Source organism: Pirellulales bacterium, assembly GCA_035499655.1.
Classification (GTDB): Bacteria; Planctomycetota; Planctomycetia; order Pirellulales; family JADZDJ01; genus DATJYL01.
This window is the reverse complement of record DATJYL010000138.1, coordinates 1-26,539: the sequence shown is the minus strand read 5'-3', so window position 1 is coordinate 26,539 and position 26,539 is coordinate 1. Positions and strand designations below refer to the sequence as shown.

Sequence of the window (26,539 nt, the reverse complement as noted above, 5' to 3'; positions counted from 1 at the left end):
ATTATAGCCCGTCGGCGCACAGTTTGGAAACGAAAACGCACTGCCAGGGTGAACCCCAATCCACAGCACGCTTATGCTGCTTTCGGTTGTTCAATCCCCGCTTGCGATTCCTCCGCATGGCGCACAAACGTGTCGGCCTGGGCAAAGGCAATTTCCAATCCCGCGGCGTGAAACGAATGGTCGATCGCCATGTTCATTTGATGCCGCACGGGCAACAGTGCATCCACGTTGCCGACGAACACTCGTAGCTCAAAGTCCAGCGACTTCTCGCCGAACCCCATGAATACGGCTTTCGGCGGCGGGGTTTTCAGCACTTCCGGGGTTTTGGCGGCTACTTCCAACAGCAGCCGCTGCGCTTGCTCGGTATCGGAACCATAGGCAATGCCCACGCGCACCACCAGCCGAATGACGGAGTCCGTTAACGTCCAATTCACCAGTCGGCCGCTGACCAAGTCTTTATTGGGCAGGATCAATTCCTTGCGATCGGCATCGACAATGGTCGTGGCCCGCATCCGAATGCGCGACACAACGCCGGTGACATCGCCCACCGTCACGGTATCGCCGATGCGGACCGGCCGCTCCACCAGCACAATCAAGCCGGAAACGAAATTCGCGAAAATCTCCTGCAGCCCGAAGCCCAGCCCGAACGACATCGCCGCAATCAGCCATTGCAGCTTGCCCCAGCCGATGCCGATGGCGGCGCCGGCAAAAGCAATCCCGATCACAACGGTCAAATACCGCGTCACCGCCACCAGGGCGTAACGCACGCCATGGTCGAGCCCTAAGCGATCCAGCACGGTAATCTCCAAAAGGCTCGGCAAATTGCTGGCCGCCACAACGGTCAGCGCCGCCACAACAGCCGCTTCGAGCAAATTAGCCAATGTGATGGGGACGGGATGATTGGCATCGACGCCCACATCAGGCCACAGCGTCACCTGATTGAAAAATTGCAGCGCCGGGAACATATCGAACCACACCAAACACAAGCCCACGGCCAATGCCAGAGTCGCCAAATTGTGAAGCAGCCGGAGTGTTTGGGCGTCGACTTTTTCCTGATCGATGATCGACGCGGGAGAGGCCAAGGCAGCAAATCCGTGCGCAGACGTCGAAACAACTCCGGCGCCGCCCACGGCGGGACCAATGACTCGTCTGGTCGAATTTGCCGAATGGATCGTGCGGGCCGCTGCTTTCATCGCCAACCGACGATATAGGCCAGTCAGCCAAATGGAAGCTAAAGCATGCACAACGACTAATCCCAGGACCAACCAAACCGTCGATTGCAGACGACACGCTAAACGCAACGCCGTGTAGTAATAACCCACGGTTGCCAAAACCGCCAAAGTTAGCGGGAGCGTCAGCAAAACCAAAAAAGTCGGCAACGACAGTCGGTGGGTCCAAGTGTCCGATCTCAATGCCATCAACCGGTGGAGCGATCCCAGCGGTGGCTTTAACGATATATACACAAATCCGGCCACCACCAACTGTCCGGCGATAAACACCAGCCGTCCCAGCGAATCTTTCCAGCCGTCGTTGGATTGCGCTTGGAACATCGCCACGATTAAAATCGCCGGTGTACCGGCCATGGCGAACCACGTTAACTGTCGACGCAGAGCAAGCAACAAGTGGCCGGGCCAACCGAAGTGTGCTTGCGCCAATCCGTCATGCCGGCAAATTTGCCTGACCAGCAAGATCGGCAACACAACGACAGCGCTGATTTGCAGCGCCGTTCCCAAGGCTTCTGGAAATTCGCCGTGCGCCGCAGTTCCTCCGACAAGTAGCCAGCCCACAAACCAAGCCATTGCCGGCCAGACCGCGGCAATCAGCAGTGTCGCCGCCGCCGTTTGGCAGGCGCGGCGCAGCGCCGGATGCCCTGTCGAATGATTGTCCGTCGCCGCGGCGTGTGACCAATTGCAAATGGCCGTTCGCAGCCGGCGCTGAGCCATCACCCACGGCACTAACAGCGCAATCGCCAACAAGCTCCAGGCAATATTGCTCCGTGCCCCATCGATCAATTCCTCGGCCGCGGACCACCAATTCCCCGGTCCCGCCAACCAGCCGGCCGCACCAAGGATTTTGCCGCCGTCGGCCGGCGACAGGGGATGCGTGCTCCGAATCCACAGCACTCGCTGGTCAATGTAATCGCGAAAACCGTCGGCTTTGGTCAACAGCTCGCGCTGCTTGGTATCCACGTCGACCAGGGCGCTGAAGTACGAGTTGTCGTCGTCGATCAACGCCTGCAGGTACTTTCGCTTGGTTTCCATCAATCGACGCAAATCTTCCGGCTTGGCCGCGCTGTCTTTCGACAGGCTGTTGCACAACTCTCGCACGCGGGAATCGAGATTGCTTAAATCGTCCAACTCCTCCTGAAATTCAAACAACTCTAGTTGCACGCGAGTAATTTCCTCTTGCCGCTGGCGCACGGCGCGGCGATCGGCTTCGACCAGCGCCAACTCGCTGCGCTGCTTCAACAGCATTTGACCAATCGCTTCGGTCAAACCCGTGACCCCAACTTTGTCGTTGGCTTGCTTGAATTGATCGTTGACCTTCTCCAGCTGCGCGACAACCGCTTCTCGCTGGCTGGCCACTTGTTCAATCGCTTTAGTCAGTTGCTGCCGCCTGTCGGTCAATCCACTGTTTTCATCCGCCAATTTACGAATCGCAGGCACGGCCGTGGCCGCTGCCCAATGCGCTTCGGACGCCTGCTGATTGGCCTCCGCTTCGCGGCGAGAATTCACCGCATCACGCCAGGACGCCACACGTTTTTCCAGTTCCTCGACCGAACGAGAAGCTGCTTCGCGCTGTAGGCTAAGCAGTTCAGTCGCCGTGGCATCGTAGGTTTGAAGTTCTTTTTCCGAAAGTGCGATTTCCGATTCCAGCGACAGTCGCCGAGCGTGCCGGGCGATATGCCGCGCTTGCATGACAGCCTTTGAATCGCCGGTTGCCGCGGAATCGTCGCTTGCGGTGGCAGAGTTGGATTGTCCCAACTCGTCAAGTTTAACGCGCGCAGCCGCGATGGCTTGCGGAATTTCCAATCGCCGTGCGGCCCGCTGCTGCTCCTCCTGCTCTAGCTTATCGCTGGTCTTATGAGCAGCTTCCAACGTTTGCTCGGCCGTGCCAAGCATCTCCTCCCACCGATCCGTGGCGGCTCCGGCCGGCAAGGGTGTCGCAGCGCTGGCTTGTTCAGTCGGCTTGGCGGCGATTTCGCGCTTGCAAATTTCCAATTGATAGGGCGCGGCAAGCCGCTGTTTTTCCAATTCCGTCGTGCGAGAGCTTTGCTTGTCGACCTGCGTCAAATCATCCAATGCCTGCCGGTACAGTTCCAGTAATGTAGCACGATCGGGTTGGTCCGCGTCGGTCGCGGCTTCCAGGTCTTTGATTCGCGCGGCAATTGTATCAACGGAAATGCTGCCGCCGGTTGATTTGGGATCGCCGGACTTAGCATCGGCTAAGTTGGCATCGCCAGATTTCCCGCTCGCAGGTTTTGCATCGGCTGAATTCGCGCCGGTTCCCGCATTGTCGCCCGCAGGCGGGTTTGGTCTTGTGGCGTTAGCAACTGCATTACCTGCAGCCGGGCGTTGAGCATTGCCGGAATCAGAAGATGCCGTCCCGCTCCGATGCGCAGCCATTGCCGCTCTGTGGCACACGGCTAATAAAACCACCGCGTAAATCAGCCCGTGCCCAAATCGCTTCGGATGATTTCTGAATCCGTTATTGGATGCAGTGAGCGAAATCGCATACATGACATCGGTTCTCCGCTGATCCTGTCCTCAGATTATTGCGACGCGCTGCCGAGTCGGGCCACGTCTTGTCAGTCGGCTAAATCCCAGGGGGCGAAAGGTAGCGGTTTTGCCGGAAGGCGTCGATGTCGGTTCGCTCCGCCCAATATCCCCCGCGAGGGCTCCTAACGTGAAAAAATCAGCCCAGGAAAATGCCATTTTGACGCTCAAAACAACGCCAAATGTTCTATATTTCGTTGCACGACGCCGCACACCGCACACGGTGGCTCGGATCGTGGTCAGACCGTCTTGACGTAACCCGTTGGCGTGTTTTAACGTGTGCGGATTCACAAAGCGACAAATTGACTAAACTCTTTAAATTTCGGGGTTGTTCACGATGAATCGAAAGCCGCTCCCGCTACCGGTGTTGGTATTGTTCGCCGTAGGTTTGCTATCTGCCGCCATGTGGTTGGCGAGCGGTGGTTCCGCACACGCCCAGCCTGGAGGGGGACCTCCAGCGCCGGATACCGTGGGCGGCGCGCCGGCCGAAACCGCCGGGGGCATTCAGTTGTGGGAACCCCTAACCAGCAGCAAATACAGCGGCATTGAAAAGTTTCTGCTGTTGCTAAACGTCGCCGTGGCTTTGGCCGGTTTGGGTTACGCCTTCATGTTGGTCGGCCAGGTGAAAAATGCCGATCAAGGCACACCGCGCATGCAGGAAATTGCCCATGCGGTGCGCGAAGGGGCCGACGCCTATTTGTTCCGCCAGTTTCGCGTGGTCGGTTTATTGATCGTCGTCATTACCGTGGCGCTGTATTTCGGCGCCAAATCGACCGGCGCACCAGCGGAAATATCGTGGGGTCGGGCCATTGCGTTTTTGGTCGGGTCAACATTCTCCGCCACTGTCGGTTTCGTCGGAATGCGGTTAGCTACGGTAGGCAACTTGCGCGTTGCGGCTGCCGCGCAAAATAGCTTTGGCAGCGCTTTGCAACTGGGTTACCGCACCGGCACCATCACCGGCATGTTGACCGATGGCCTCGGCCTGCTGGGCGGTTCGATTATCTTTCTGGCCTACGGCGAGCACGCTTACGAGGCGCTGCTGGGCTTCGGATTCGGCGGCACGCTGTTGGCATTATTCATGCGAGTCGGCGGCGGCATTTATACGAAAGCCGCTGACGTGGGGGCCGACCTGGTCGGTAAGCTCGAAGCCGGCATTCCGGAAGACGATCCGCGAAACGCCGCCACCATCGCCGACAACGTGGGCGACAACGTCGGCGATTGCGCCGGTATGGCCGCCGATATTTTCGAAAGTTACGAAGTCACCATCGTGGCCGCCATGATTTTGGGGATCGCCAGCTTCGGACATAAAGGCGTAATTTTCCCGTTGTTGGTCCGGGCCATCGGCGTCATCGCCAGCATCATCAGCACCTACAGCGTGAAGGCCGGCGACAAGGGCACCGCCGGCGAAGCCATGAAAAGCGTCAATAAAGGCTTCATCATCGGCTCGGCGCTCAGCATCCTCGGCTTCATGGTTTTGGGACTTGGCTATTTGCATTTCTCTCCTGAGTATTTGCAAACGTACACGCAGGCGGTTCCAGGATTCCCCGGCGCGACGGCCGACAACGTGACGGCTGGCTTACCGGTGTGGGCCACATTCGGTATCAATGGGCTCGACATGCGGCCCGCCTGGACCTGCCTGATCGGCATCATCCTCGCCGTCTTGTTGAATAAGTGCACCGAGTATTACACCGGCACGGAATATTCACCGGTGAAAAGCCTGGCCAAAGCCTGCCAAACCGGCCACGCCACGAACATCATCCAAGGCTTCGCCGTCGGATACGAAAGCACGGTGGCCGCGGTGCTGATTATTGCCGCCGCGATCATGGCCAGCGTGTTCGTTTACGCGGGCACCACGCCCACGTTCGTCGCCTTCGGCGTGGCGATGTGCGGCATCGGCATGCTCACGCTCACTGGCAACACCATTTCCATGGACGTCTTCGGCCCGGTGGCCGACAACGCCAACGGCATCGGCGAAATGGGCTATGACAAAGCCGCCATGGGCGAAGCGCGCTATAAGGAAGCCCGGCAAACGCTGGCCGATCTGGACGCCGTGGGCAACACCACCAAGGCCATTACCAAGGGCATCGCTATCGGTTCGGCCGTGATTGCCGCAGTGTCGTTGTTTAGCAGCTTTATCGTCACGATTGGATCGGGCGGCAAAGGCGAGAACGAAGCCATTTCCCAGGAAGCTTATAACGGTGTGGCCGCCATGCTCACGGTTTCCAACCCCACGCTGTTCATCGGTCTTTTAATTGGTGGGGCCGTGCCGTTCTTATTCAGCTCGATGACCATTCGCGCCGTCGGCCGTGCGGCCTTTTTAATTGTCAAAGAGTGCCGCATCCAGTTCCGTGATAAAGAAATCTGGGAAGGAAAGAAGAAACCCAACTACGGCCGCGTCGTAGACATCTGCACCGGCGAGGCGCAAAAAGAACTCATCGGTCCGGGAATGCTCGCGCTCTTCGTGCCGATTATTGTCGGCTTCACGTTGGGCACTATCGGTTTAGCGGGCTTCCTGGCGGGCATTATTGTCTCCGGTCAATTGCTGGCCGTATTCATGGCCAACGCCGGCGGCGCCTGGGATAACGCTAAGAAAACCATCGAAGACGAACCCCGCGATCTGGAGAAGAACACCGGCAAAGGCAGCGAAAAGCATAAGGCCGCCATCACCGGTGATACCGTGGGCGATCCGCTGAAAGACACCGCTGGGCCGGCCATCAACCCGCTCATTAAAGTCATGAACATGGTCAGCCTGCTCATCATCGGCCTGATTTTGCCCTACGACAAAAAGGCCATCGACTTACTGTCCAAGTTCAGCGTCACGGTTCAGGAAAAGCCGCTCGACACGTTCTTTTGGGTCGCCATCGTGGTCAGCGCGGTAGCGCTGGTCTGGGCCGTCTGGCAATCGAAGCGAGATACGCCTGAAATGGCCAGCAGTTAATCAGAGCGATTAGCAGTTAGCAATTAGCAATTGGCCAGCAGGAAGCAGCTAGTCGCCCATTGCGCTTGCCCGGACTAATTGCTAACGGCTTTTAAAATACTGCACCGCCCGTTCGTGTTTATGGGCCGCAGCCAGGCTGGTAAACGTCCCCAGGTTGCGACGCCGGCCGGTTTTCGGATTCTGCTTACGCGAATATAGCCGATATTTCCCAGTGCTAAGTTTGCGAATCATCGCTTTGGACTCCTGTGTCCCCGTCAAGCCCTGCCGTAAAAAAGTGCAACTCGCGGACCATTTTGCCGAAGAAAAGGTAAGCTTTTTGCTTGCAATTTTACGGCAGTTTGGTTTACAATTGCCTCATCAGTTTGGGGGTTTTGTCGAAAACTCTTCTGCCGCCTTGTTGTGGGGTATGCGCAGGGGGGATTGTGTTCAAGCCGGTAGATGCGAAATCGCTTTCTGCCGAAGCGCCTGGTCTGCGCTGCTTGAGCCGGCGGACCTTTTCTAGTCCATGCAAGCGGGGGTTGTTTCAGGGGAAGAGCTTACCGGAGGTAGATCATGTTCGGTTCACTGCGCGCTAGGAACGATCAACAAGAAGCCCTGCGCCCCTGGGCTCCTGCCCACCGCCTGCTGCCTGCCGCCAGCCACCGGCCGCGCTGGGCCTTCACGCTGGTGGAGTTGCTGGTGGTGATCGCCATTATCGGCATTCTAATCGCCCTGCTCTTGCCCGCCGTGCAGGCCGCCCGTGAAGCTGCCCGCCGCACGCAGTGCATGAACAATCTCAAGCAACTCGGCCTGGGGTGTTTGAGTTATGAAAGCGCCAAAAAAACGCTTCCGCCAGGGCACATTCAGAATTCAGGCGCGAATAACCAATGCAACAGAGGCGGTGGGCTCTATGAAAACTGGGCCTTGGACATTCTTCCCTATATCGAGGAAAAGCAGACGTGGAGCTTGTATCATTTCGACAAGACGAATGACGACGCTTCGAATGCTTTGGCCGAGCAAACATTGCTCCCGTCAATGGCTTGCCCCAGCGACCCGAACCCGCCGCAACTCGCCTACCCCGATATCTACATTGACACTCCTCAACGCGTGTATGCCAGCAGCTCGTACAAAGGCGTAGGCGGCCGTGCTTGGGGCAATGCTCCTTCCGATGGCGCCTATTGGGATACCTATCAGGCAGGCGCTGGTGAGTTAAGTCTGGCAGATAAGGGTCCGCTTCCCCAGATCATGCCAATTTCTAATTGTCCGATGGCGGCCTTCTCAAGCGCGCCGGTAAAGCTGAAAAACATCACAGACGGCGCCTCCAAATCATTGTTGGTTGGCGAATACACTACCGTCACCCAACCCACTGGCGGGCCGCCGCCGACAAGTCGCTCGGCATTCTGGGCGAGTAGCATTTATGGCAATGACGTGGGCAACATTGCATTACCGTATGCCTGCAAGGGCAATATGAACTCTGCCACCTGTACCAGTGCTATTGCCAGCACTAGCATGTTGATCGCGCTCGACCCGGACTACGACAAATGCATTGCCGTGCTTAGTACTGGCGGATCAGCTTGCAAGCGATCCTTTGCCGGCGTCCATAGCGGCGGGGGGGCCATTAATTTCGTCTTGTGCGATGGTTCCACCCGCGCTTTTACCATCACGATGGATCTGCGAATTCTCGCTTCCTTTGCCACCATCAGTGGAGCCGAAAGTTGGGAACTCCCCTGACGATCATCCGGCCGCTTAAAACACATGGCAGACTTGTCGCGCCAAAATTGCACGTCGACCGGTGATTTCCGCTGGGGCTCCTCGCCTTTCGCTGCTTACCCCTCAACCTTTACCCGCTGCTTGCCGCCCGCCGCTCACCGCCGGCCGCGCCTCGCCTTCACGCTGGTGGAGTTGCTAGTGGTGATCGCCATTATCGGCATTCTAATCGCCCTGCTCTTGCCCGCCGTGCAAGCCGCCCGTGAAGCGGCCCGCCGCACGCAGTGCATGAACAATCTGAAGCAACTTGGCCTGGGTTGTTTGACGTACGAAAGCACCAAAAAAACGCTGCCCCCAGGACATGTTAATAACTCCAGCGCAAGTAATGCCTGTAACAGAGCTGGCGGCCTATTTGATAATTGGGCCTTGGACATTCTTCCCTATATCGAGGAAAAGCAGACGTGGAGCTTGTATCATTTCGACAAGACGAATGACGACGCTTCGAACGCTATGGCCGAGCAAACATTGCTCCCATCCATGAGCTGTCCCAGCGATCCCAATCCGCCGCAACTTTCCTACCCTGAAGTTTATATCGACGCACCTCAACGTACCTATGCGACCAGTTCGTATAAAGGTGTCGCTGGTCGCGCCTGGGGAGATGCGCCTTCCGACGTTGCCTATTGGAGTACCTACCAATCTCTGGCAGGAGACCTGCGAACTCAAGACAAAGGTGCTCTACCGCAAATCATGCCCGTCTCTAACTGTCCAATTGCACTTCTGTCACACGCTCCCGTTAAAATCCATGATATTACCGACGGAACATCCAAGTCGCTGCTGATCGGTGAGTACACGACAGTCACCCAGCCAAGCGGCAATCCGCCGGTCAGCCGCGCCGCTTTTTGGGCAGATAGTCTGTACGGCAATGACTTAGGCAATATTTCCTTGCCCGTCGCCTGCAAAACCAATATGAACACTTGCAATGCCTCGGCCATGCAAGACTCTCTGGACCCCGACTATAATCAGTGCTTCGCCGTCCACGGGACATCGGGATCGCCATGCAAATATTCCTTCGCTGGCGTCCACGGTGGCGGCGGCGCTATTAATTTTGTCCTGTGCGATGGTGCGACGCGGGCCTTGACCATCACTACGGATATGAAAATCCTGGCCTCCTTTGCCACCATTGCTGGAGCCGAAAGTTGGGAACTTCCCTGACGATCATCCGGCCGCTTAAAACACATGGAAAACTTGCCGCGCCAAAATTGCACGTCGCTGCCCGATCTCCGCTGGCATTTCTCCCCCTTCCTCCCTCGCCCCACGTCCCTCGCCCTTCGGAACGTGCCCGCCGCTCGCCGCCGGCAGCGCTGGGCCTTCACGCTGGTGGAGTTGCTGGTTGTGATCGCCATCATCGGCATTTTAATCGCCCTGCTGCTCCCCGCCGTCCAAGCCGCCCGCGAAGCCGCCCGCCGCACGCAGTGCAGCGACAATTTGAAGAACCTGGGCCTGGGCTGCTTGAACTACGCATCCGCCAAAAAAACCTTGCCGCCGGGCAAAGTCATCGCCAGCACCACGACCGGCGGCGCCACTACCGCGTGCGGCCAAACCAACCCTTACGCGAATTGGGCGTTGAATATATTGCCATTCATTGAAGAAACAACCTTATACAGGCAATACCGGTTCGATCTTTCAAACCTCGACCCGACGAACGAGCCGGTGCGCAAAGCGATTTTGCCCGTCCAGTCTTGTCCTAGTGACCCTAATCCCCCATCGCTGCAGCTACCGCAAACTCAGCAAGAGTACAGCTTAAATATACCGATTGCCACCAGTTCTTACCGCGGAGTTGCTGGCCGTGGATTTTTTGCCGCAACCGATCCTGCAGAAGCTTATTTCGACAGTTACAAGGCTGGATCAGGGGGGGAAACGATGCGCGCCCTCGATAAAGGACCGCTCCCCGCCATTATTGTTGCGCCACCCACGGGTGCAACGCCCAATTGCGAAATGTCGATCCTTAGTCATAGCCCGGTCAAAATTACTCAAATTACCGATGGCACTTCCAAAACGCTTCTGATTGGTGAGTACACCACTATTACACAGCCGGAGCCGGTGACAACCGGCGGCGCCATCGTAAGCCGGTCCGCATTTTGGGCCAGCAGTGTGTTTGGAAACAGTTTGGGCAGCGTCACGCTACCCGCAGCGGCAACCGACACTTCGGCCACGGGCTGCCGAGGCAACCCTTTAGGCTGCAATGCCAATGCCACTTCCATCACGCTGGATCCGGATTACGACAAGTGCGCCAATGGCACCTATGCCACTTTTCCCCAACCCTGTTACCGCACTTTTGCCGGCGTGCACGGGGGCAACGGAGCCATTAACTTCGTCCTGTGCGACGGCTCCGTGCGCGTGTTTTTGGCCACCATGGACATCCGCATTCTCTCCTGCCTGGCCACCATTTCTGGCGGCGAAAGCGCTGAACTGCCGTAGCTGGCCTTAGTTTTTGTCGAAAATTGGGCCGCGCTTTTGCTATGCTGCGAATCTCGAAAGCGCCCCGCTGAATTCACAGCGACATGGGCGCGCGTGAATTCTGATCGTTGCTTGAATTTTGCGACAGTGATGCACCGCACCGCCGATTTTTGCAAAATCCGCTGGAAATCCCAACCCGGATGCAGACGAGCTTACAATCACCACTACCCCCAGCAATTGCCCTGTCGCGCACGAAAAACCCCCGGTCGCCATCGACCGGGGGTTGGGCGTGCCCTCTCAATGCTGCACATCAACGCTGCAAATCATTCGAAGCCAATCATTGCTGCTGCACGTCCAGGGTTTGATAAAACTTAGCCGGATGTTGCTGCGGATCATACTTGGCAATTACGCCCGCCTGCTCGAATTCCGCCCGCATTTTCACCGGCCGCCCATAGCCGTTGTCGCTGACCGATTCCGGCGCGAACGGATGAAACGACAAAATGGCGTCGCTCCCGCGAATGTGTCCGTACCAATCGCGCCCGGGATTGAAATCGGAAACCGGCCGCGCCGCCGACTCGTGACAGCGCATGCAACTGGCGGAATCGACCTGCACAAACCCGGCCTCGTAATTGGTCGGCACAATATTGAAACCGGCCGCCGTGGTTGGAGCATAGGTTTTCACACCGCTAGGCGATTGCTGCCACACTTCGCCCGACACCGAACGAAAGACCGTGCCGGAGAGCAATTGGCCGACCAGCTTGTCGTCGCTCAACGGTGGCAACGAATCGACGCCAGCGGTTTGCCGGAACACGTGCATCGCCGGTTGCTTATCCGCCAGCAAGAGCACTTTCATTTCCAGCGGTTGCTCCAGATGATCGATGGCTGCCGCCAGCTTCGGCTGGTTTTGCCAATCGGGCCGCAGCGCTTTGATTCGCTGCGCCAAATCGGCCGCCGTGGGGAACGGCCGGAACACGTCGACATCCCACGATCCGTACTGCCGAGTGCGCGTGCGCAGTTCAAAGGTGTAGGCATATCCGTCCGGACCGGTCATCGTCAGCGCTTCGCCCACCACGGCCCCGACCGGAAACGTCCAGGCGTAGCCGTCGGTGGTGTCGCCTCGCAAGCGCTTGCGAAACCAAACCACGGGCCGCGGCCGATCGTTGGAATCGCGCGGCAACCATACAAAGCGGAAAGCTTCCACGCCGCTGGTCCGTTGGGTTCCCGCCGGGCTACCCCAGGGGAATTCACGATTGCCATTCCCGTACGGCTCCGAGCCATTGGCCGAAATGTTGTAGTACGCCGAATGAATGCCCTGCAAGCTGCCGCTCCATTCCTGATAGGCGCGGGGCATTTCTTGCTCGGTATACAAAATCAAACGTGGGTCTTTGAGAATCTTCTGCAAACTGGGGTCATCAACCCGCGGCAGCAGCTTACGAAGCCGCTGTTCCTTTTCGGCCGACATCAGCCGAACCGTGCCGGCTGGCGTGGCCGTGGCTGACATTGCCGAAGGATTGGCTGCAGCAGCCTCGGCAGGGTGTGCGACACTCGCCGCGATTTCAGCCTTCGGGGCTGCTTTCTCGGCCCCTTGTCCCGAAGTGCCCAAGGCCACAAGCGCAATCAACAAACTCTGCATCGTTACGTCTCCTTACAACAAACAACGATCTGCCGACCGCGGCAGCCTAACGTGGCCGCTCCGCAGCGCGGTCAGCGACAAACGCTCGATGGATCAGCCGCTGCGTGCTGTCACTCGGGACTCGCTAGAAGCGGCGGTAAAAGGTGGGATGCAAACAGGCGGGAACGGGCAGCCGGAAAACTCTTCGCAAACTACCCGTTTGGTTGCAGAGAGGCTAGCAAGCAGAAAAACGGTCCTCAATCCCCCCACATAAAAAATGAAATCACTGTCTTACGCTGTCACATCAGAATCACCTAACGCATCACATTACCTAAGCAGCCTTTTATTTCACAATTACGAGAACATAAGAAGGACTGTCAACCTAGGCAACGCGCAACGTATTTGAATAGGTAACTCACAATGAATGCGAAAAGCCAATTCAATACCGTCGAAATAAGAAAAGAATTTTTTTGCCATTCATTGGGCGGAGTAAAAATCCGAAATTTAGGAGGTTTTGCGAATACTTCGGCTTCGAGGATAGAGCAGCTCGCTGGCCCGGCCATTGGCTCACTCTTCCCAATCCAGCGTTCGCTCCACCGCTTGCCGCCAAGTTGCCTGTCGACTGGCCCGTTCGTCGGGCGACATGTTCGAATGAAACTTACGATCGAGCGCCCAATTGCCTACAACATCGTCCAGGTTTTCCCAGAATCCGACCGCCAACCCGGCCAAGTACGCTGCACCCAACGCAGTGGTTTCGGCCACCACCGGCCGCACCACAGGTACTTCGAGCAAGTCGGCCTGAAATTGCATCAAACCGTTGTTCACGCTCGCCCCGCCATCAACTTTAAGTTGTGCGAGCTTGGTGCCGGAATCTTGCTCCATGGCGTGCAGCACTTCGGCGGTTTGGAAAGCCATCGACTCCAATGCCGCCCGAGCAATGTGGCCGGTCGTGGTTCCCCGCGTGAGTCCAAAAATCGCCCCGCGCGCATGCGGATTCCAATGCGGCGCGCCCAGACCGACAAAGGCCGGCACAAACACCACGCCGCCGGCATCCGGCACGCTGGCGGACAGCGTTTCTATTTCAGAACTCGATTGGATGATTTTCAGCCCGTCGCGCAGCCATTGGACCACCGCGCCGGCGACAAACACCGAACCTTCCAAGCAATATGTGGTTTGGCCGGCGATTTGCCATCCCACCGTCGTGAGCAGTTTGTTCCTGGAACTCACCGGTCGTGGGCCTACGTTCAGCAGCATGAAGCAACCGGTTCCATACGTGTTTTTGGCGCTGCCTTTCTCGAAGCAAGCCTGGCCGAAGGTGGCCGCTTGCTGATCGCCGGCGCAACCGCTGATGGGAATGGGTGCGCCAAACAGCTCGGGCAACGTTTCGCCATAAACTTCACTGCTGGATCGCACTTCCGGCAAGATGGCGCGTGGCACGCCGAGCAACTTCAGCAGTTCGTCATCCCAAGAAAGCGTGTGAAGATCGAACAGCATAGTACGGCTGGCATTGGTCACATCGGTGATATGTCGGCGACCACCGGTTAATCGCCAGATTAAAAACGAATCGACCGTGCCAAACAGCACTTCGCCACGCTCAGCCCGTCCGCGCAAGCCCGGAACCGTATCAAGCAGATATTTGATTTTCGTTCCGGAAAAATAGGCATCGATGACCAGGCCAGTTTTTTGCTGCACCAACGGTTCCGCTCCGTCGGCTTTCAAGCGATCGCAAATCGGCACGCTGATGCGGCTTTGCCAAACGATGGCATTGGCCACCGGGCGACCGGTATCGCGCTCCCACAAAATTGTCGTTTCACGCTGATTGGTAACGCCCAGTGCGGCCACTTCGGCGGCCGTGCATTGGGCCTGCTGCAACACATTCCGCGCCACGGCAAGTTGCGAATTCCAGATCGCTTCTGGATCGTGTTCAACCACGCCCGGCGCCGGCAAGATCTGCGGAAATTCTTGCTGCGACACCGCCACCGGACGGCCATTGTGGCCGAACAAAATGGCACGGCTTGAAGTCGTGCCTTGATCGAGAGCCAAGATGTATTTGTTTGTCGCCGCTTTGCTCATGGCAGCACCCGTTTGCCAAAATGTGTGGCCAGCCGCTCGACAACCGCATCCACCGCGGCGGTTTTATCAGTACTGCTCAACCGACAGGCCTCGATCAGCAAATCGGCTAATTGATTCAAGCACCCCCGTGTTAACTGTGGATGATAAAGCAGCATCAACCGCCGTTCAATTAAATCGTCCAGCTTGGTGACCCATTCCTCTTGAATCACTTGGCGCACCACGGCCAGCGGTATCACCATGTTTGCCAAGCGATCGCTCGAAGCCGCCGCACCCATGGCAGATGCGTTGTCATTGCCAGCAGCGGGGACTGCTGAACCGGCGGCACGCACGGCAAAGAACGGTTCGCGCTCGGTAAGTGGCCGCTGGCTGGAATCGGCCTTTCGTGGCAGCCCCAGGCGCTTGAGAATCTCGCCGGCGGCTTCCTCGGCCAGCGACCGGCACGTGGTGAGCTTGCCGCCGATGATTGAATACGAGGGCACTTCGCAATTTTGGTTAGGTTCCATCCAGTGCCGGCGAGAAATCGCTCCTGGCGTGGCGGCATCCGAATACGGCAACGGCCGCACGCCGGCGTAGTGCAAATCGATGTCGGCAGGCGTCAATTGCAGGTCGGGAAACACTTCGTTGACCGCCGCCACCAGATACTCCAGCTCGGGCTGCGTCGCCACGGCGGTCGACGGGTCGCCAGCGAATGGTTCATCGGTCGTGCCAACCAACGTGCCATTCATAAACGGCAAATCGAACGGAAGAATGAAAATCGGCCGGCCATCGCCCGCCTCGGTATACACGGCCCGACCGCCAAGCAGTTTTTGCAAGCGCGAATTGCTGGTGACGAAGTGGCTTCCCTTCGTGCCGCCCATCAGTCGCTTCGACGGCACATGCAAAGATTGCAACGTTTGATCGACCCAGGCGCCCGTGGCATTCACGATGACCGAAGGTTGCAACTCCGCCACGACTTGCTGTGTGCCCACACGGCGGATGGTGACGCTGCGGCCGGCCAGTTCCGCCTCGTGATAAGTCAGCACCCGGAACTCGGTCCCCTCTGCCGCCGCAATTTCTCGGGCATCGTTCAGCAGCGCCAGCGTGAACCGCTCCGGAAAGACAACTTGCGCATCGGAGAACGAGCAAACCCAGCGGTAGGTGTGCTGATCGACCGGCACCACGGCGGCGTCGCTGGCCCGGTGCGATTCGTGCTTGGGCAGCGAAGGATCGCGGGCGTAATTGTCGTACAACCACAGGCCGAACCGCACGGTCCACAGCCCGCGATGCAGCACCCGGCCGGCATGGGGACGATCTTTCAAACGCAGGAACCGCCGCGCCGCCGACATCAATCCGCCAAATCGATTTTGCACCGGAATGAACAGCCGCAGCGGCCGCACGAATTGCGGGGCCAAGCGCAACAGCCGGGTCCGTTCGCCCAGCGATTCGCGCACCAGGGCGAAATCGCCGTATTCCAAATAGCGCAGGCCGCCGTGAATCAGCCGCGAGCTGTACGACGTGGCCCCGGCGGCAACATCTTGAATGTCGACCAGCACCACGCCCAGGCCGTTCAGCGTCAACTCGCGCGCCAAGGCCGCGCCGTTGATGCCTGCACCGAGAATGAGAACCGTGTGTGGCATAAAATCAAATTCGACCGCCGAGCATGGAAAATAATTTAGTACTTTGCCTCTCGTGCAAAACTCCGGCCAGAAAAATCCAATTTCCCGGGCTTCGCCGTGGTTGGGCCACCGAATTTTGCGCGTGCGGCGCGAAAAACTCGATTTTTCGTGCAAAACTCCCTCGTTTTGTGCGGCCCATTCTTGTGGGCGTTCGGCAAAAATCGGGCAACGTGAACATCGTCGTGTGCAAAATGGGGGTGAGTTTACTCTCACAGGTGTGGAATTTTCTCGCGCAAAAGGCAGCGGGCCCTAGCGAAACGCAAGTGCCACTACCTATCGGCACGTGAGAACCACCATAGCAAAAACCGTGGCTCAATTTCTACAGACGTGTGTTATGATGGCTATCGAACCTCGCTACAAACTGTTGGCGGCGTGGGCTCCGATTTCCGCCGATTTGGCTCTCGCCAGATATTTGACGGTGGCGCTGTGATGTCAATTTGCGGCGATTCAGGGATCGCCAATTCCTTGTGTTAGCCGCTTTCAGGGGGTATGATCTCGGGCGGAACAATTCGGCAGAGGCTCAACTTTCTCGTCTCGGAGCCTCTGCACAATGAGTAAAACCACATCCCCATCTCTGTTCGGAGCACTGGCCGCACTCATGATGAGTGGAATCCTGTCGCCGGCTGCCACCGCCCATGCCGTGACCTTGTCACCTGGAGACCTCATCGTTGCGATTCAAAGTGCGGCTTCTGGCTATGGCGAAATTGTCAAGGTGAATCCAACAAACGGTCAACAAACATTGATCGCAACGGATACCACCTATGCAAAAATGAGCACACCGTATGATGCGGTACTAGGGTCGAACGGAATGATCGATGTGACCGATGGCACGACCAAGCACATTCTCTCAGTGAATCCTTCGACCGGAATCGTCTCGATCGTGACAACCTTCCCATCCCAAAGTTTATTTGGCGATTTGGTAATTAATGCACAGGGAATGTTACTGGTGGCAGATGAGGGCCTTCATGCGGTCTATCAGGTTGACCCGAATAATGGGTCGAGTAGCTTGGTCGCTAGTGGTCAGGGGCTTTCGGAGCCGTGGGGGATTGCGCTGGATCATGCAGGCAATATTTTAGTGTCCGACTTATCTGCGAACGCCGTCTTTAAGATCGATGCCACAAATGGATCAGTGTCAACGCTTTCGTCTGGCAACCTACTGGCTACGCCTCGTGGGTTGGCTGTCGACAGCATGGGCAATGTCGACGTTGTCGATCAGGATAATCGACTCGTTCAGTTGAATCCGATCAATGGCTCGCAGACTCTGTTGTCATCGGGTGGTTTTTTGGCCGATGCCTTGGGATTAGCGATTGAGGCCAACGGGACTATCCTCGTGGCCGAAAGCAGTTCCGCGGTCAATCCGACCGGTGCCATCTTGGCAATCGATCCCACGAATGGGCATCAAAGTATACTATCTTCAGGTGGACGTTTTCTTAATGAAGCTGGCATCAGCGTCATTCCCGAACCCTCCACGCTGCTACTCCTAACCACTGGCGCGATCGGCTTGCTGTGGGCGCGGCGGCGGTTTGCATAGGGATCTCTGCCTACGAGCGCAGATTATTTGGAAGCCGTGATTTGTTCGCGCAGCCAGGCGGGGCGGTTGGTGGTGAGGCGGGTGATGCCCAGGTCGATCAGGCGGCGGGCTAGCGGCGGGTCGTCGACGGTCCAGACGCACAGGCCCAAGCCGGCGGCTTTGATGCGCTTCACGAGTGGTGCGTCGATGGGGCCGGAGGCCATTAAATCGAGGCCGTTCAGACCCGCGCGCTGGGCAACGCCGATGATGTCGTGAATCGAGGGTTGCCACTGGCCTGTTTCGGCGCGCTTGAACTCCACAACCCAGTACGCGGAACACTGCGGGATGGCTGTTTTGATTTCAGCGATGACCGGCAGTTGCAGGCAGATGGGCACCATTTGGTCGGGCGCTAAGCCGCAAGCGGAGATGACGCGGGCCAGCTCGGGAATGATTTCCGGGCCACATTTGATCTCCACGTAATACCGTTTGCCCGCTGGGACGGTCGCCAGCAAATCGGACAGTGTGGGAATTCGCTGGCCGGCGAATTGCGGGCCTTTCCAAGTGCCGAAGTCGTACGCTTGCAGTTCTTCCAGCGAACAATCCGCCACGCGCACATTGACGCCGGCGGTGCGGTTGAGCGTGGTATCGTGCAGGCAAACGATGTGGCCATCGCGGGTCAGCCGAAAATCGCCTTCGACGGCATCGGCCCCTTCTTGCCAGGCAAGGTCAACCGCGGCGCGCGTATTTTCCGGCGCTAAGAAGGAAGAGCCGCGGTGGGCGATGATTTCGAGAGGGTCCATCCGTTGCGTGGAAGCAGGATTCAGGATTCAGAGATCCGAACAAATTGATAAGAAGCCCGGACTAAGCCGCAAGCGGATCGTTGCCGGGCTATAATCCAAATGGGCTATTTTCGTTTTCCCAGCAGCTTTTGTAAGTAGACGACGTTTGACCGGACGCCTTCCATGGACGGGTTGATTTTCAAAGCGTGTCGGAAAGTATCGAGTGCTGACTGGTGGTCGCCCAATTGCATGTGGCACTGCCCCAAGCCGGCGGCGGCGCCGAAATGGAACGGGTTCAAATCCAACGTTTGCCGGCAATCGGCAATCGACTCCAGCACGCGCTGGACAGCAAAATTGGCAATGGCCCGTTGATTCCACGATTCGGCCAGTCGGGGATTATCTTCGATCAGGCGCGTGGCGGCGTTGCGCGCGGCATCGTGTTTTTCCGCGGCATTCAGCCCGATGATTCGCGCCAATTCCTGCTGCTGATTCCAAGAGCCATCGCGGCACCAAATGGCCCGAATGGCGGATTCGGCCAGCATTCTGACGCCTCGGTCATGGTCGACCAGCGCGTGCCCTAGCACGGTGTTGGAGGAAAAATCGGAGATCGCTCCCAAGGCCAGAACCGACCCCCGCCGGACCCAGCGCGACGGATGCAATACCAGCCGTTCCAGGGTAGCGGTGTGATAGCGTTCCGCCACACGATGGATAAAGGCCGCTTGATCGCGGTCGGCCAGAAATTGTTCGTACAGTTCGGACAGAATCGGTCGGCGGATGGTTGGATCGCCCATACTGCACCTTCCGGAAAAGACCGCGGAAACCGAAAATCCATCGCCCTAGATTCCAGTGTAATTACAGACCGTTGGCAATTAAACTGGCAAACAGAGAAAACCCAAAAACGTTTTGAATTTGCCAGTGGTTTTCCAGGTGCAATAATCAGTACTTCTACATTGTGGGAGAACGAGGGTGTTCGGTTCCTGTGAATAATCAGAATGTTGTCATGATTCGGCGACTGCCAGGGCGGTGTGCGATTTTGGCGCTGGGTTGCTTGCTAATCGGTGAGCGAGGAATGCTATCGGCCGACCGGGCCGCTGCTGCGGAGGTCGTATGGCTGACCGATGGGGCGCTCCAGCAGGCGCTGGCACAAAATGTGGGCATTACCTGGTCGAATATCACGGTTCGCCAGGCGTTGGCCAGCCTATCGAAAACTCAAAAGCTGGCGGTGATGCTCGACCGGCGGGTCGATCCGGATCAGAAAATCGAGCTGGCGTTCGATAATGTGCCGTTGCAGGAGGCGCTGGAACGAATTGCATCGCGGCTGCAAATTGGCGTGACTGGATTAGGGCCCGTGGCCTATTTCGGGCCGAAATCGATCACAGATCGTCTGCGCACGGTGGCTGCGTTGCGCAGTGACGAAGCGGGACGCTTGCCGACGGCCACTCGTTTGCGTTGGACACAGGCCAAGCCTTGGAAGTGGGACAAGCTTTCGGCTCCGCGCGATTTGCTCGCCGATTTAGGCCGTGAAAGTGGCGTGAAAATAGAGGGGCTCGATCAAATTCCGGCCGATCTTTGGGCCGCTGCCGATTTGCCACCGCTGACTTTACCGGAGCGACTGACGTTGGTCTTGGCTCAATTTGATCTGACTTACGAGCTAGTTGCCGACGGAAACTCGCTACGATTAGTGCCCATGCCGGAAAAACCTGTCATTGATCGCAGTTATGCGGTTTCGGGAGCGCCGCAGGATGTAGCAGCCCAATTGCGGCAAATCAAATTGTTGGCCGCGGCCCAAATCGACGTCGCCGGCGGCAAGCTGATTGTGCGCGGTCGGCAGGAAGACCAGGACGTGGTCAACGATGTTTTGGCCGGGCATACGGCGCATCGCACCAGCGTGACCGAAGGCCGCAAAGTTTACACGTTGCGGGTGGAATTACCCGTCGGCAAGTTGCTGGACGCTCTGGAGAAACAAATGGGAGTAGAAATTCAACTCGATCGCGCGGCCATTTCGGCGGAGGGAATATCGTTGGAGACGAAAGTCCAAGTGAACGTGAAAGAAGTTTCGGCCGAGGAACTGTTGCAGGCGGTGCTCGATCCGGCCGGCCTGAAATACGTGCAGCACGATAACACGTTCGAGATCAAGCCGAAGTGAGCCAGTGGCCCGGTGGGAAAAGCGGATCTGCACCTGTTGGTGCTCAGTTTAACTTGGAACTGCCGAGTGGCAGAGGCGCAGAAAAGGTTTAAGCAGTCGACGTGCTGGCGCCTCATCTGTTCCGCAGTGATTCCAGCGCGCTTGCCTGCTTCTCTGTTTCTCTGCGCCTCTGCTTCTCGGCGGTTCTATCAGCCTGGGATGATTAACCAGTGCCGGTTAATTGTTTTTGGATGTCGGGATTAATCTTGATGGCGGCTGCTTCGTCTTTTTCGGCCTGCTGCTGGTCGCCCAATCGTCGATGGGCAACACTGCGGTTCAAATACGCTTCGGCGTAATTCGGATTCAGGCGAATGGCTTGGGTATAGGAATCAACCGCTTCTCGCAAATTTTCGGACCGGACTTGGGCAATGCCGCGCTTGAAGTAATTTGCGGCATCGTGCGGATCCAAACGAATGGCCTGATCGAAGCAATAGGTCGCTTTTTTGGGTTCATCCAACATGAGATAAGTCAGACCTAGATTGACGAATGCCGGGAGGTAATGGTCGTCGTGCTCGAGAGAAACCGCGTAGGAATTTGCGGCCGCGAGCCATTTTCCCTGGCGGGCATCAGCCAGGCCCTTCCAGAAATCGGGTCGGGGATCCTCATCTTTGGCGAACACGGCGGCTTGATCGAAATCTTGCCAGGCGATTCCATATTCGCCTTTATAGAACCAGACGATGCCGCGGCGCAAATAGTTTTCGGTCTGGGCATCCAGGTCGTCGACGGTCAAGTCTATGGCCGAGGTAAAAGCGTCGATGGCGTCGTCGAAACGATTCAACATGCGGTAGGCCACGCCTTTGTAGAAATAGGCGGCACCTTCGGCCGGATCGAGCTTTAACGCTTCGTCAAAGTGTTGCAACGCTTCGTCGTACTTTTCCTTTTGCAGCAAGGCGATGCCTGCCTTCACGGCTTGTTGCGCCGGAGTGTAGGTCTCCTCGCTCGGCTGTTCGGCCGACGGGGTGGAAGGAGTTGCGGGATGTTGCTCCGGCGTTGAGGGTGTGGAAGGCGTTGACGGTGTCGATGGTGTCGCGGAGCTGGGCTGTTCTGGCTGTGGTTCGCTTGGAGTCGGGGTTTCAAACGGATTGGGGCCGGGCATGCGACCCTGCGCTTCGGGCTTGGTGGGTGGGGTAGTCGATGGCGTCGACGGAGTGCCTAAGGGGCCTTGCAATGGCGCTGGTTGTGTGAGCGAAGATCGGCCAGCGCCTTCCTCGCCTTTGGCCGATGGAGTTGACGCCGATGGAGCAGTATTTCCTCCAAACGGATTGGGTGGACCCTGCGAAGGAGTCTGTGATTCGGGCTTGGCTGGTTCGGTTTGTGCGGGAGCGCCCAAGGGGCCTTGTAACGGAGCGGGTTGCGCTAGCGAAGAACGGCCCGTATCTGGCGTACCTTGGCTCGACGGAGTTGCGGGCGACGGAGTTGGTGTTTCATCAAATGGATTGGGCGGCCCGGGAAGTGATTTTGTGCCCGTATCCGCCGGTGCAGATTTGGGAACCGACGGCTGCTCATTGGCCGGCGCCAAACTGGAAGGCTGATCGGCGGGCGCTGCTGTGGCAACGGATGAAAGCCCGATCACGCCTGTCAAAAAAGCTCCGCACAGCGTAGTCGCAATGACAAAAGACCGATGCCGCCAATTGCGTTTCATTAATAATCCCCGTCGCCGTATCGAACAAGACATGCCGCCGAGCTCTCCTTCGCTGCAGCGATTGAAAAAAGAAAAGTGGGCATTTCCTACGCCCAAACCAATGTGGCAGGTAGCCACGAGACACTGCGGACATGACTCCAGTATAATCAGCGCCGCCATTTGTGGCGAACGACCTGAACGCGCAGAGAAAGTTTTCCGGTGTTACAAACGCTATAACCGGAACGCTGTGGGCCTCTATGAAACAGCTGGGTTTCGGAAGGACGAAAGCCAAGCCTACGAGTACTCAGCAGGCGCGCGATTTTGCCATCGGAATGAAACGGGCTGCTTGGTCATTCAGATCAGAGTTTAGCTCAGTCAGCCCAGAAATCAGCAGCCCTTGTAGGAATCAACGGAGCGTAGTCGTTAGATTTGGGTTTTCAGCCTGGAGCACTTCTGCAGCGTAGCGGTTTGGATTCTGGCTAAACATTTGGCGCGAGGCGTCGCTGGAGAAGAGATAAATCCGATGTTGATATTCCACACCCAAGGCGCGTTTGCCGCTGACCTCTTGGCCATAGTCCATAGCCATTACGACGTCTTGACCGGAGATCGCGGGACTGTAACGATCCGGGTCGGCGAGAAACTTTCGTTGTTCTTCCGGCCCGGCAAACAAGTACGTGCGGCCGCGGTGGATTACGCCCCAACGGCGATCGCCAACTTGCCAGCGCTGTTGTTCCACCAGCGTGATGGGACAGTAGCCGTCCAAAGCCAGGGGAGGCGCCGCAGGGTTGGGCGCTGCCGCAGCACCGGCGGCGAAGCCGGGTTGCGATGCCGGCGGCGAGTATGTCGGCGGCGCATACGCCGGTGGTGCATAGGCCGGTGGTGCATAGGCCGGTTGAGCGTACGCTGGAGATGCATATGCCGGTTGCGCGACAGCCGCTGGTGTGGATACCGGCGTTGTCGCCGCTGCCGGAGGACTATTGGGCGAGGAAATGGCGGCGTTAGTTCCCGAAGAAGCCGCCGAAAACCGCTGGTAATACTCGGCGTATCGGCTGTCGGAATAAGCGGGCACGGCTGGTGCGGCTGTACTCGATGCATTCGCAGGCGGAGCGCCCCAAGCGACGTTCGGCGCCACATTCGCGGGATTGTTCGCTGTCATGGCCCCAGTTGGCGTAGGTGAAGCTGCTGCATAAGGGGATGGGACACTGGAAGCGGTCGCCGTCCAACCGGTTGCCGCTGGCGCAGAAGTACCCATTGAGGTAGCAGTGGTCGCGGCGCTGGGAGCCGTGGCAGCGTATGCCGCGGCTGGCGTGGCGGCGACCGAGCCTGCACCGCTGGCTGCGACGGCCAATTGTTGCAAATATGCTTCGGGAGTTGGCGGGCTGACCATGCGGCCGACGATTTGCCCACTGGGCATGATGATCAGGTCGGTTGGCAAGCAAGTTATCCCGTATTGCTTGGTAGTGGTGGGCCAATCGTCAGCGTTCACCTTCACCGGTACAAAGCGGGCCTGAATATCCTTTTGCACTTGCGGCAGCGCAAAAACGTTCTTTTCCAGTTGCTTGCACGCAATGCATGACGGTGACCAAAAATGCACCAACACTAAGCGATTGGTCTGAGCGGCAATTTGCTTGGCTTGTTCCAAATTCGTTTGCCAGAGCAAACTACTCGATGCAGCGCCATGCGCCATACCGGACCAAGTCAGCCAGCCCAGAATCACAGTTGCCAGCGCGGCGAAATGCCTTCCACGCTCACGGAGCATGATTGAATTCCCCCCTGAAACAAAACTCGCTTATATTAACGACCAGACTCTTAGGCACTCGAACGTAGCGATAGCGTGCCCCTGTCTGGTTATCGGATGCGAGATCAGCCACGGTTATATGAAAATTGCCGGCGGGGAGGAGATTGCCGATTTTCCGCTGAAAATGGGCAAAAAATGGTAAAACAAGCTAGTCCGACAAGGCTGAGGCAAAATTATCTAAATTCTCCACACTGGCTTGATCCACCGCTTGACATAGGCCGAACAATGAATATGATTGAGCGCAGTTAGAGTATCTGCCTATTTGCATAGGCGCAGCCGGCCGTAAAGATGATTCTCGCGGCCGCTTCCCGTGACCAGGCATTCGGCGCGGGAAATACAAGCTTCTTCGATCTGTCCGCTGCTTTGCCGCTGTCACGTTGAGTGCTAGCATAAACCTTCGTGGGAAGGGCGCTCACCCACAGCGAACTGTTTTTGGCCAGTTTTTGGCCGGAGGCCTGCAGAGCGGTTATCCGAGGGTTCGTACTGAGTTGGGCACATTGTGTTGGGCATGCACTAGGCCCTGAGCAAAATGCTCTTGATGCACGGCTAGGCAGCGCGATTCTGCGAAGCGCAGGGCGATTCTGCGAAGCGCACTGTCCAGGCCGTAAACCGTTTTACGTTATCTGCAATTTTGTTGTCTTTAGTCCCACGACAGATTGAGGATGAATCGTCTGTCGTGGCGGATTTTGGCTGATGAAGCCGAGTATCCACAGTCTTTGTGTGTTGGAAACTCCAACTCCTGCGCCGGGAGCGGCGATTCGTGAGGTCTCCTTTCAGGTGAGCTATGGGAAAGAAGCGTAACAAGGGTGGTCGTGGCCGTGGCCGAGGTTTCTACGGCAGTGGCGGTGGTGGTCGTGGTGGCCATATGAATGGGCGCTCGGGGGGCTATGCGGGCGGTTTCCGCCGCTACGGCAACGATCCAGGTCCTCGCGCTCCAATGCCTGAAGTCGAATTCCCCGAAGGCTCCGATACCACTCCTCCGGAACCTGGCTCCGGCGTGTTGGAACTGCATCCCAATGGTTACGGCTTTTTGCGCAGCATCGCCAATAACCTGTCGCGGGAACGGACCGATCCGTTTGTGCCAGGCACAATGATCGAAAAATTTCGCCTCCGCGAAGGAGTGCTGGTGAATGGCATGGTGCAACACAGCCGCCGCCAGCAGGGTCCGCGGCTGAAAGAAGTTTTGGATGTCGACGGACTGAAGCCGGAAGACTATCCCAATGTTAAAGACTTTGACCAATTGACGCCCATCAATCCGGAAAGTTGGTTGCAATTGGAAACCGGCCAACAACCCATCACCACGCGGGTCATGGATTTGCTGACGCCCATTGGCAAGGGCCAGCGGGCCCTGATTGTCGCTCCGCCGCGGACCGGTAAAACCATTCTGCTGCAGCAAATCAGCCAGGCCATTTCGCAAAACTATCCCGATATGCATTTGGTGATGCTGCTGATTGACGAGCGGCCCGAAGAAGTGACCGACATGCGCCGCAGCGTCCGGGGCGATGTGATTGCCAGCAGTCTCGATCGCGATGTGGAAAGTCACGTTCGCTTGGCACAAATCGCGGTGGAGCGGTGCAAGCGGCTGGCCGAAATGGGCAAAGACGTGTTTCTGCTCATGGATTCCATCACCCGCATGGCTCGGGCGTTCAACAAAGTTACCCGCGGCGACCGAACTGCCACGGGCGGATTGGATATTCGAGCTCTTGACATTCCCAAAAAGCTGTTTGCGACCGCACGGCTGTTTGAAGAGGGCGGCTCGCTCACCATTGCAGCTACCGCACTGATCGATACCGGCAGTCGCATGGACGAAGCCATCTTTCAGGAATTCAAAGGCACCGGCAACATGGAATTGGTGCTCGACCGCAAGCTGGCCGACCGCCGCGTGTGGCCGGCCCTAGATATTTCTCAATCGGGCACGCGCCGAGAGGAAAAGCTGCTCGATGCGGAAACTTTGCATGCGGTGACCATGTTGCGGCGCACGTTGGCCAACATGCATCATGTCGATGCCATGGAGCAGCTCACGACAAAGTTGGCCAAGTTCAAAACCAACCGCGAGTTCATTAGCCTGATTGCCGGCGCTAAAGCGGGCGTGGATTGAAGCAGGCCGGCCATGTCTCTTTCAAAGCCACCTTGCTTGCCAGAAACACTAAGCGGCTCGGGCAATCGATAGCGTGCATTCAGACCGGCAAGGCCCGGTATCTTAGGCCCAGGATTGTTCGGCGATTTCATATCGCTTTGATCACCCTCCGTGCGATGGATTGTCGCGAGTTGTAATTCGTGTGCCGACCAATCGATAGCCACGCTCTGTTGTCAATCGGCGCATTAAAACCAGCCGGGGATCGGCGCTTCAAAACCGGCCAGCGAAGAGATGTGTTGATGATGATGGATTTGTTTGGATTTGGCAAGTTTCCTGTTGGTTATGCGACTGAAGCAGAACTGGCGGTGTTCT

Annotated in this window: 17 protein-coding genes; 8 read left to right on the top strand and 9 right to left on the bottom strand. The window is 57.4% G+C overall.

Going from position 1 to position 26,539, the window contains the following annotated elements; genetic code table 11:
- Positions 1-71: 71 nt before the first annotated feature.
- Positions 72-3,740, bottom strand: coding sequence for a mechanosensitive ion channel domain-containing protein (locus tag VMJ32_09605; GenBank protein ID HTQ39273.1), 3,669 nt, complete (start codon positions 3,738-3,740; stop codon positions 72-74).
- 373 nt (positions 3,741-4,113) lie between these two features.
- Between VMJ32_09605 and VMJ32_09600 the strand changes: the two genes are divergently transcribed.
- Positions 4,114-6,714 carry a sodium-translocating pyrophosphatase gene (locus VMJ32_09600; GenBank protein ID HTQ39272.1) on the top strand — a complete coding sequence of 867 codons (2,601 nt, stop codon included), beginning with the start codon at positions 4,114-4,116 and terminating at the stop codon, positions 6,712-6,714.
- Between the two features lie 81 nt (positions 6,715-6,795).
- Here VMJ32_09600 and VMJ32_09595 read toward each other — a convergent pair whose 3' ends face one another.
- Positions 6,796-6,945, bottom strand: coding sequence for a hypothetical protein (locus VMJ32_09595; GenBank protein HTQ39271.1), 150 nt, complete (start codon positions 6,943-6,945; stop codon positions 6,796-6,798).
- A gap of 321 nt (positions 6,946-7,266) precedes the next feature.
- On the opposite strand from VMJ32_09595, the gene VMJ32_09590 reads away from it, so the two are divergent.
- The 3 genes from VMJ32_09590 to VMJ32_09580 are packed head-to-tail and all read left to right on the top strand — an operon-like array spanning position 7,267 to position 10,878.
- Positions 7,267-8,424 (top strand): DUF1559 domain-containing protein, encoded by a 1,158-nt coding sequence (locus VMJ32_09590; GenBank protein ID HTQ39270.1) that lies wholly within the window; start codon positions 7,267-7,269, stop codon positions 8,422-8,424.
- A 24-nt stretch (positions 8,425-8,448) separates the two neighbouring features.
- The gene (locus VMJ32_09585) at positions 8,449-9,612 is read left to right on the top strand and encodes a DUF1559 domain-containing protein (protein HTQ39269.1); all 1,164 of its coding nucleotides are present in this window, start codon (positions 8,449-8,451) and stop codon (positions 9,610-9,612) included.
- A 24-nt stretch (positions 9,613-9,636) separates the two neighbouring features.
- On the top strand, positions 9,637-10,878 hold the full coding sequence (locus VMJ32_09580) for a DUF1559 domain-containing protein (protein ID HTQ39268.1): 1,242 nt from the start codon (positions 9,637-9,639) through the stop codon (positions 10,876-10,878).
- A gap of 316 nt (positions 10,879-11,194) precedes the next feature.
- Here the strand turns inward: VMJ32_09580 and VMJ32_09575 are convergent, their stop codons facing one another.
- The 3 genes from VMJ32_09575 to VMJ32_09565 all read right to left on the bottom strand — a co-directional run bounded on the left by VMJ32_09575 (position 11,195) and on the right by VMJ32_09565 (position 16,158).
- Complete coding sequence (locus VMJ32_09575) at positions 11,195-12,490, bottom strand: hypothetical protein (GenBank protein ID HTQ39267.1); 1,296 nt, start codon at positions 12,488-12,490, stop codon at positions 11,195-11,197.
- A gap of 546 nt (positions 12,491-13,036) precedes the next feature.
- Complete coding sequence (gene glpK, locus VMJ32_09570) at positions 13,037-14,542, bottom strand: glycerol kinase GlpK (protein HTQ39266.1); 1,506 nt, start codon at positions 14,540-14,542, stop codon at positions 13,037-13,039.
- Entirely contained in the window at positions 14,539-16,158 is a 1,620-nt protein-coding gene (locus VMJ32_09565) for a glycerol-3-phosphate dehydrogenase/oxidase (GenBank protein HTQ39265.1), read from the bottom strand. The genes glpK and VMJ32_09565 overlap by 4 nt, the downstream gene beginning before the upstream one ends.
- Positions 16,159-16,747: 589 nt before the next feature.
- On the opposite strand from VMJ32_09565, the gene VMJ32_09560 reads away from it, so the two are divergent.
- A complete protein-coding gene (locus VMJ32_09560; GenBank protein HTQ39264.1) occupies positions 16,748-17,728 on the top strand; it encodes a PEP-CTERM sorting domain-containing protein in 981 nt (326 codons plus the stop codon).
- Positions 17,729-17,751: 23 nt separating this feature from the next.
- Here the strand turns inward: VMJ32_09560 and VMJ32_09555 are convergent, their stop codons facing one another.
- Together VMJ32_09555 and VMJ32_09550 are read right to left on the bottom strand one after the other, a co-directional pair.
- Positions 17,752-18,507 (bottom strand): glycerophosphodiester phosphodiesterase, encoded by a 756-nt coding sequence (locus VMJ32_09555; GenBank protein HTQ39263.1) that lies wholly within the window; start codon positions 18,505-18,507, stop codon positions 17,752-17,754.
- Between the two features lie 104 nt (positions 18,508-18,611).
- Entirely contained in the window at positions 18,612-19,277 is a 666-nt protein-coding gene (locus tag VMJ32_09550; GenBank protein ID HTQ39262.1) for a tetratricopeptide repeat protein, read from the bottom strand.
- A 209-nt stretch (positions 19,278-19,486) separates the two neighbouring features.
- On the opposite strand from VMJ32_09550, the gene VMJ32_09545 reads away from it, so the two are divergent.
- Positions 19,487-20,632 (top strand): STN domain-containing protein, encoded by a 1,146-nt coding sequence (locus VMJ32_09545; protein HTQ39261.1) that lies wholly within the window; start codon positions 19,487-19,489, stop codon positions 20,630-20,632.
- A gap of 202 nt (positions 20,633-20,834) precedes the next feature.
- Here VMJ32_09545 and VMJ32_09540 read toward each other — a convergent pair whose 3' ends face one another.
- Positions 20,835-22,313: a tetratricopeptide repeat protein gene (locus VMJ32_09540; GenBank protein ID HTQ39260.1), complete on the bottom strand. Its 1,479-nt coding sequence runs from the start codon at positions 22,311-22,313 to the stop codon at positions 20,835-20,837.
- Between the two features lie 385 nt (positions 22,314-22,698).
- Complete coding sequence (locus VMJ32_09535; protein ID HTQ39259.1) at positions 22,699-24,051, bottom strand: thioredoxin domain-containing protein; 1,353 nt, start codon at positions 24,049-24,051, stop codon at positions 22,699-22,701.
- On the opposite strand from VMJ32_09535, the gene VMJ32_09530 reads away from it, so the two are divergent.
- The gene (locus tag VMJ32_09530; GenBank protein ID HTQ39258.1) at positions 24,050-24,232 is read left to right on the top strand and encodes a hypothetical protein; all 183 of its coding nucleotides are present in this window, start codon (positions 24,050-24,052) and stop codon (positions 24,230-24,232) included. The genes VMJ32_09535 and VMJ32_09530 overlap by 2 nt on opposite strands.
- Positions 24,233-25,027: 795 nt before the next feature.
- The gene (rho, locus tag VMJ32_09525; protein HTQ39257.1) at positions 25,028-26,188 is read left to right on the top strand and encodes a transcription termination factor Rho; all 1,161 of its coding nucleotides are present in this window, start codon (positions 25,028-25,030) and stop codon (positions 26,186-26,188) included.
- The last annotated feature ends 351 nt before the right edge of the window (positions 26,189-26,539 follow it).

Bases quoted from the DNA above. Each gene is read 5' to 3' on its own strand.
- VMJ32_09605 (HTQ39273.1), bottom strand. From the start codon at position 3,740: ATGTATGCGATTTCGCTCACTGCATCCAATAACGGATTCAGAAATCAT.
- VMJ32_09600 (HTQ39272.1), top strand. From the start codon at position 4,114: ATGAATCGAAAGCCGCTCCCGCTACCGGTGTTGGTATTGTTCGCCGTA.
- VMJ32_09595 (HTQ39271.1), bottom strand. From the start codon at position 6,945: ATGATTCGCAAACTTAGCACTGGGAAATATCGGCTATATTCGCGTAAG.
- VMJ32_09590 (HTQ39270.1), top strand. From the start codon at position 7,267: ATGTTCGGTTCACTGCGCGCTAGGAACGATCAACAAGAAGCCCTGCGC.
- VMJ32_09585 (HTQ39269.1), top strand. From the start codon at position 8,449: ATGGCAGACTTGTCGCGCCAAAATTGCACGTCGACCGGTGATTTCCGC.
- VMJ32_09580 (HTQ39268.1), top strand. From the start codon at position 9,637: ATGGAAAACTTGCCGCGCCAAAATTGCACGTCGCTGCCCGATCTCCGC.
- VMJ32_09575 (HTQ39267.1), bottom strand. From the start codon at position 12,490: ATGCAGAGTTTGTTGATTGCGCTTGTGGCCTTGGGCACTTCGGGACAA.
- glpK (HTQ39266.1), bottom strand. From the start codon at position 14,542: ATGAGCAAAGCGGCGACAAACAAATACATCTTGGCTCTCGATCAAGGC.
- VMJ32_09565 (HTQ39265.1), bottom strand. From the start codon at position 16,158: ATGCCACACACGGTTCTCATTCTCGGTGCAGGCATCAACGGCGCGGCC.
- VMJ32_09560 (HTQ39264.1), top strand. From the start codon at position 16,748: ATGAGTAAAACCACATCCCCATCTCTGTTCGGAGCACTGGCCGCACTC.
- VMJ32_09555 (HTQ39263.1), bottom strand. From the start codon at position 18,507: ATGGACCCTCTCGAAATCATCGCCCACCGCGGCTCTTCCTTCTTAGCG.
- VMJ32_09550 (HTQ39262.1), bottom strand. From the start codon at position 19,277: ATGGGCGATCCAACCATCCGCCGACCGATTCTGTCCGAACTGTACGAA.
- VMJ32_09545 (HTQ39261.1), top strand. From the start codon at position 19,487: ATGATTCGGCGACTGCCAGGGCGGTGTGCGATTTTGGCGCTGGGTTGC.
- VMJ32_09540 (HTQ39260.1), bottom strand. From the start codon at position 22,313: ATGAAACGCAATTGGCGGCATCGGTCTTTTGTCATTGCGACTACGCTG.
- VMJ32_09530 (HTQ39258.1), top strand. From the start codon at position 24,050: ATGATTGAATTCCCCCCTGAAACAAAACTCGCTTATATTAACGACCAG.
- VMJ32_09535 (HTQ39259.1), bottom strand. From the start codon at position 24,051: ATGCTCCGTGAGCGTGGAAGGCATTTCGCCGCGCTGGCAACTGTGATT.
- rho (HTQ39257.1), top strand. From the start codon at position 25,028: ATGCCTGAAGTCGAATTCCCCGAAGGCTCCGATACCACTCCTCCGGAA.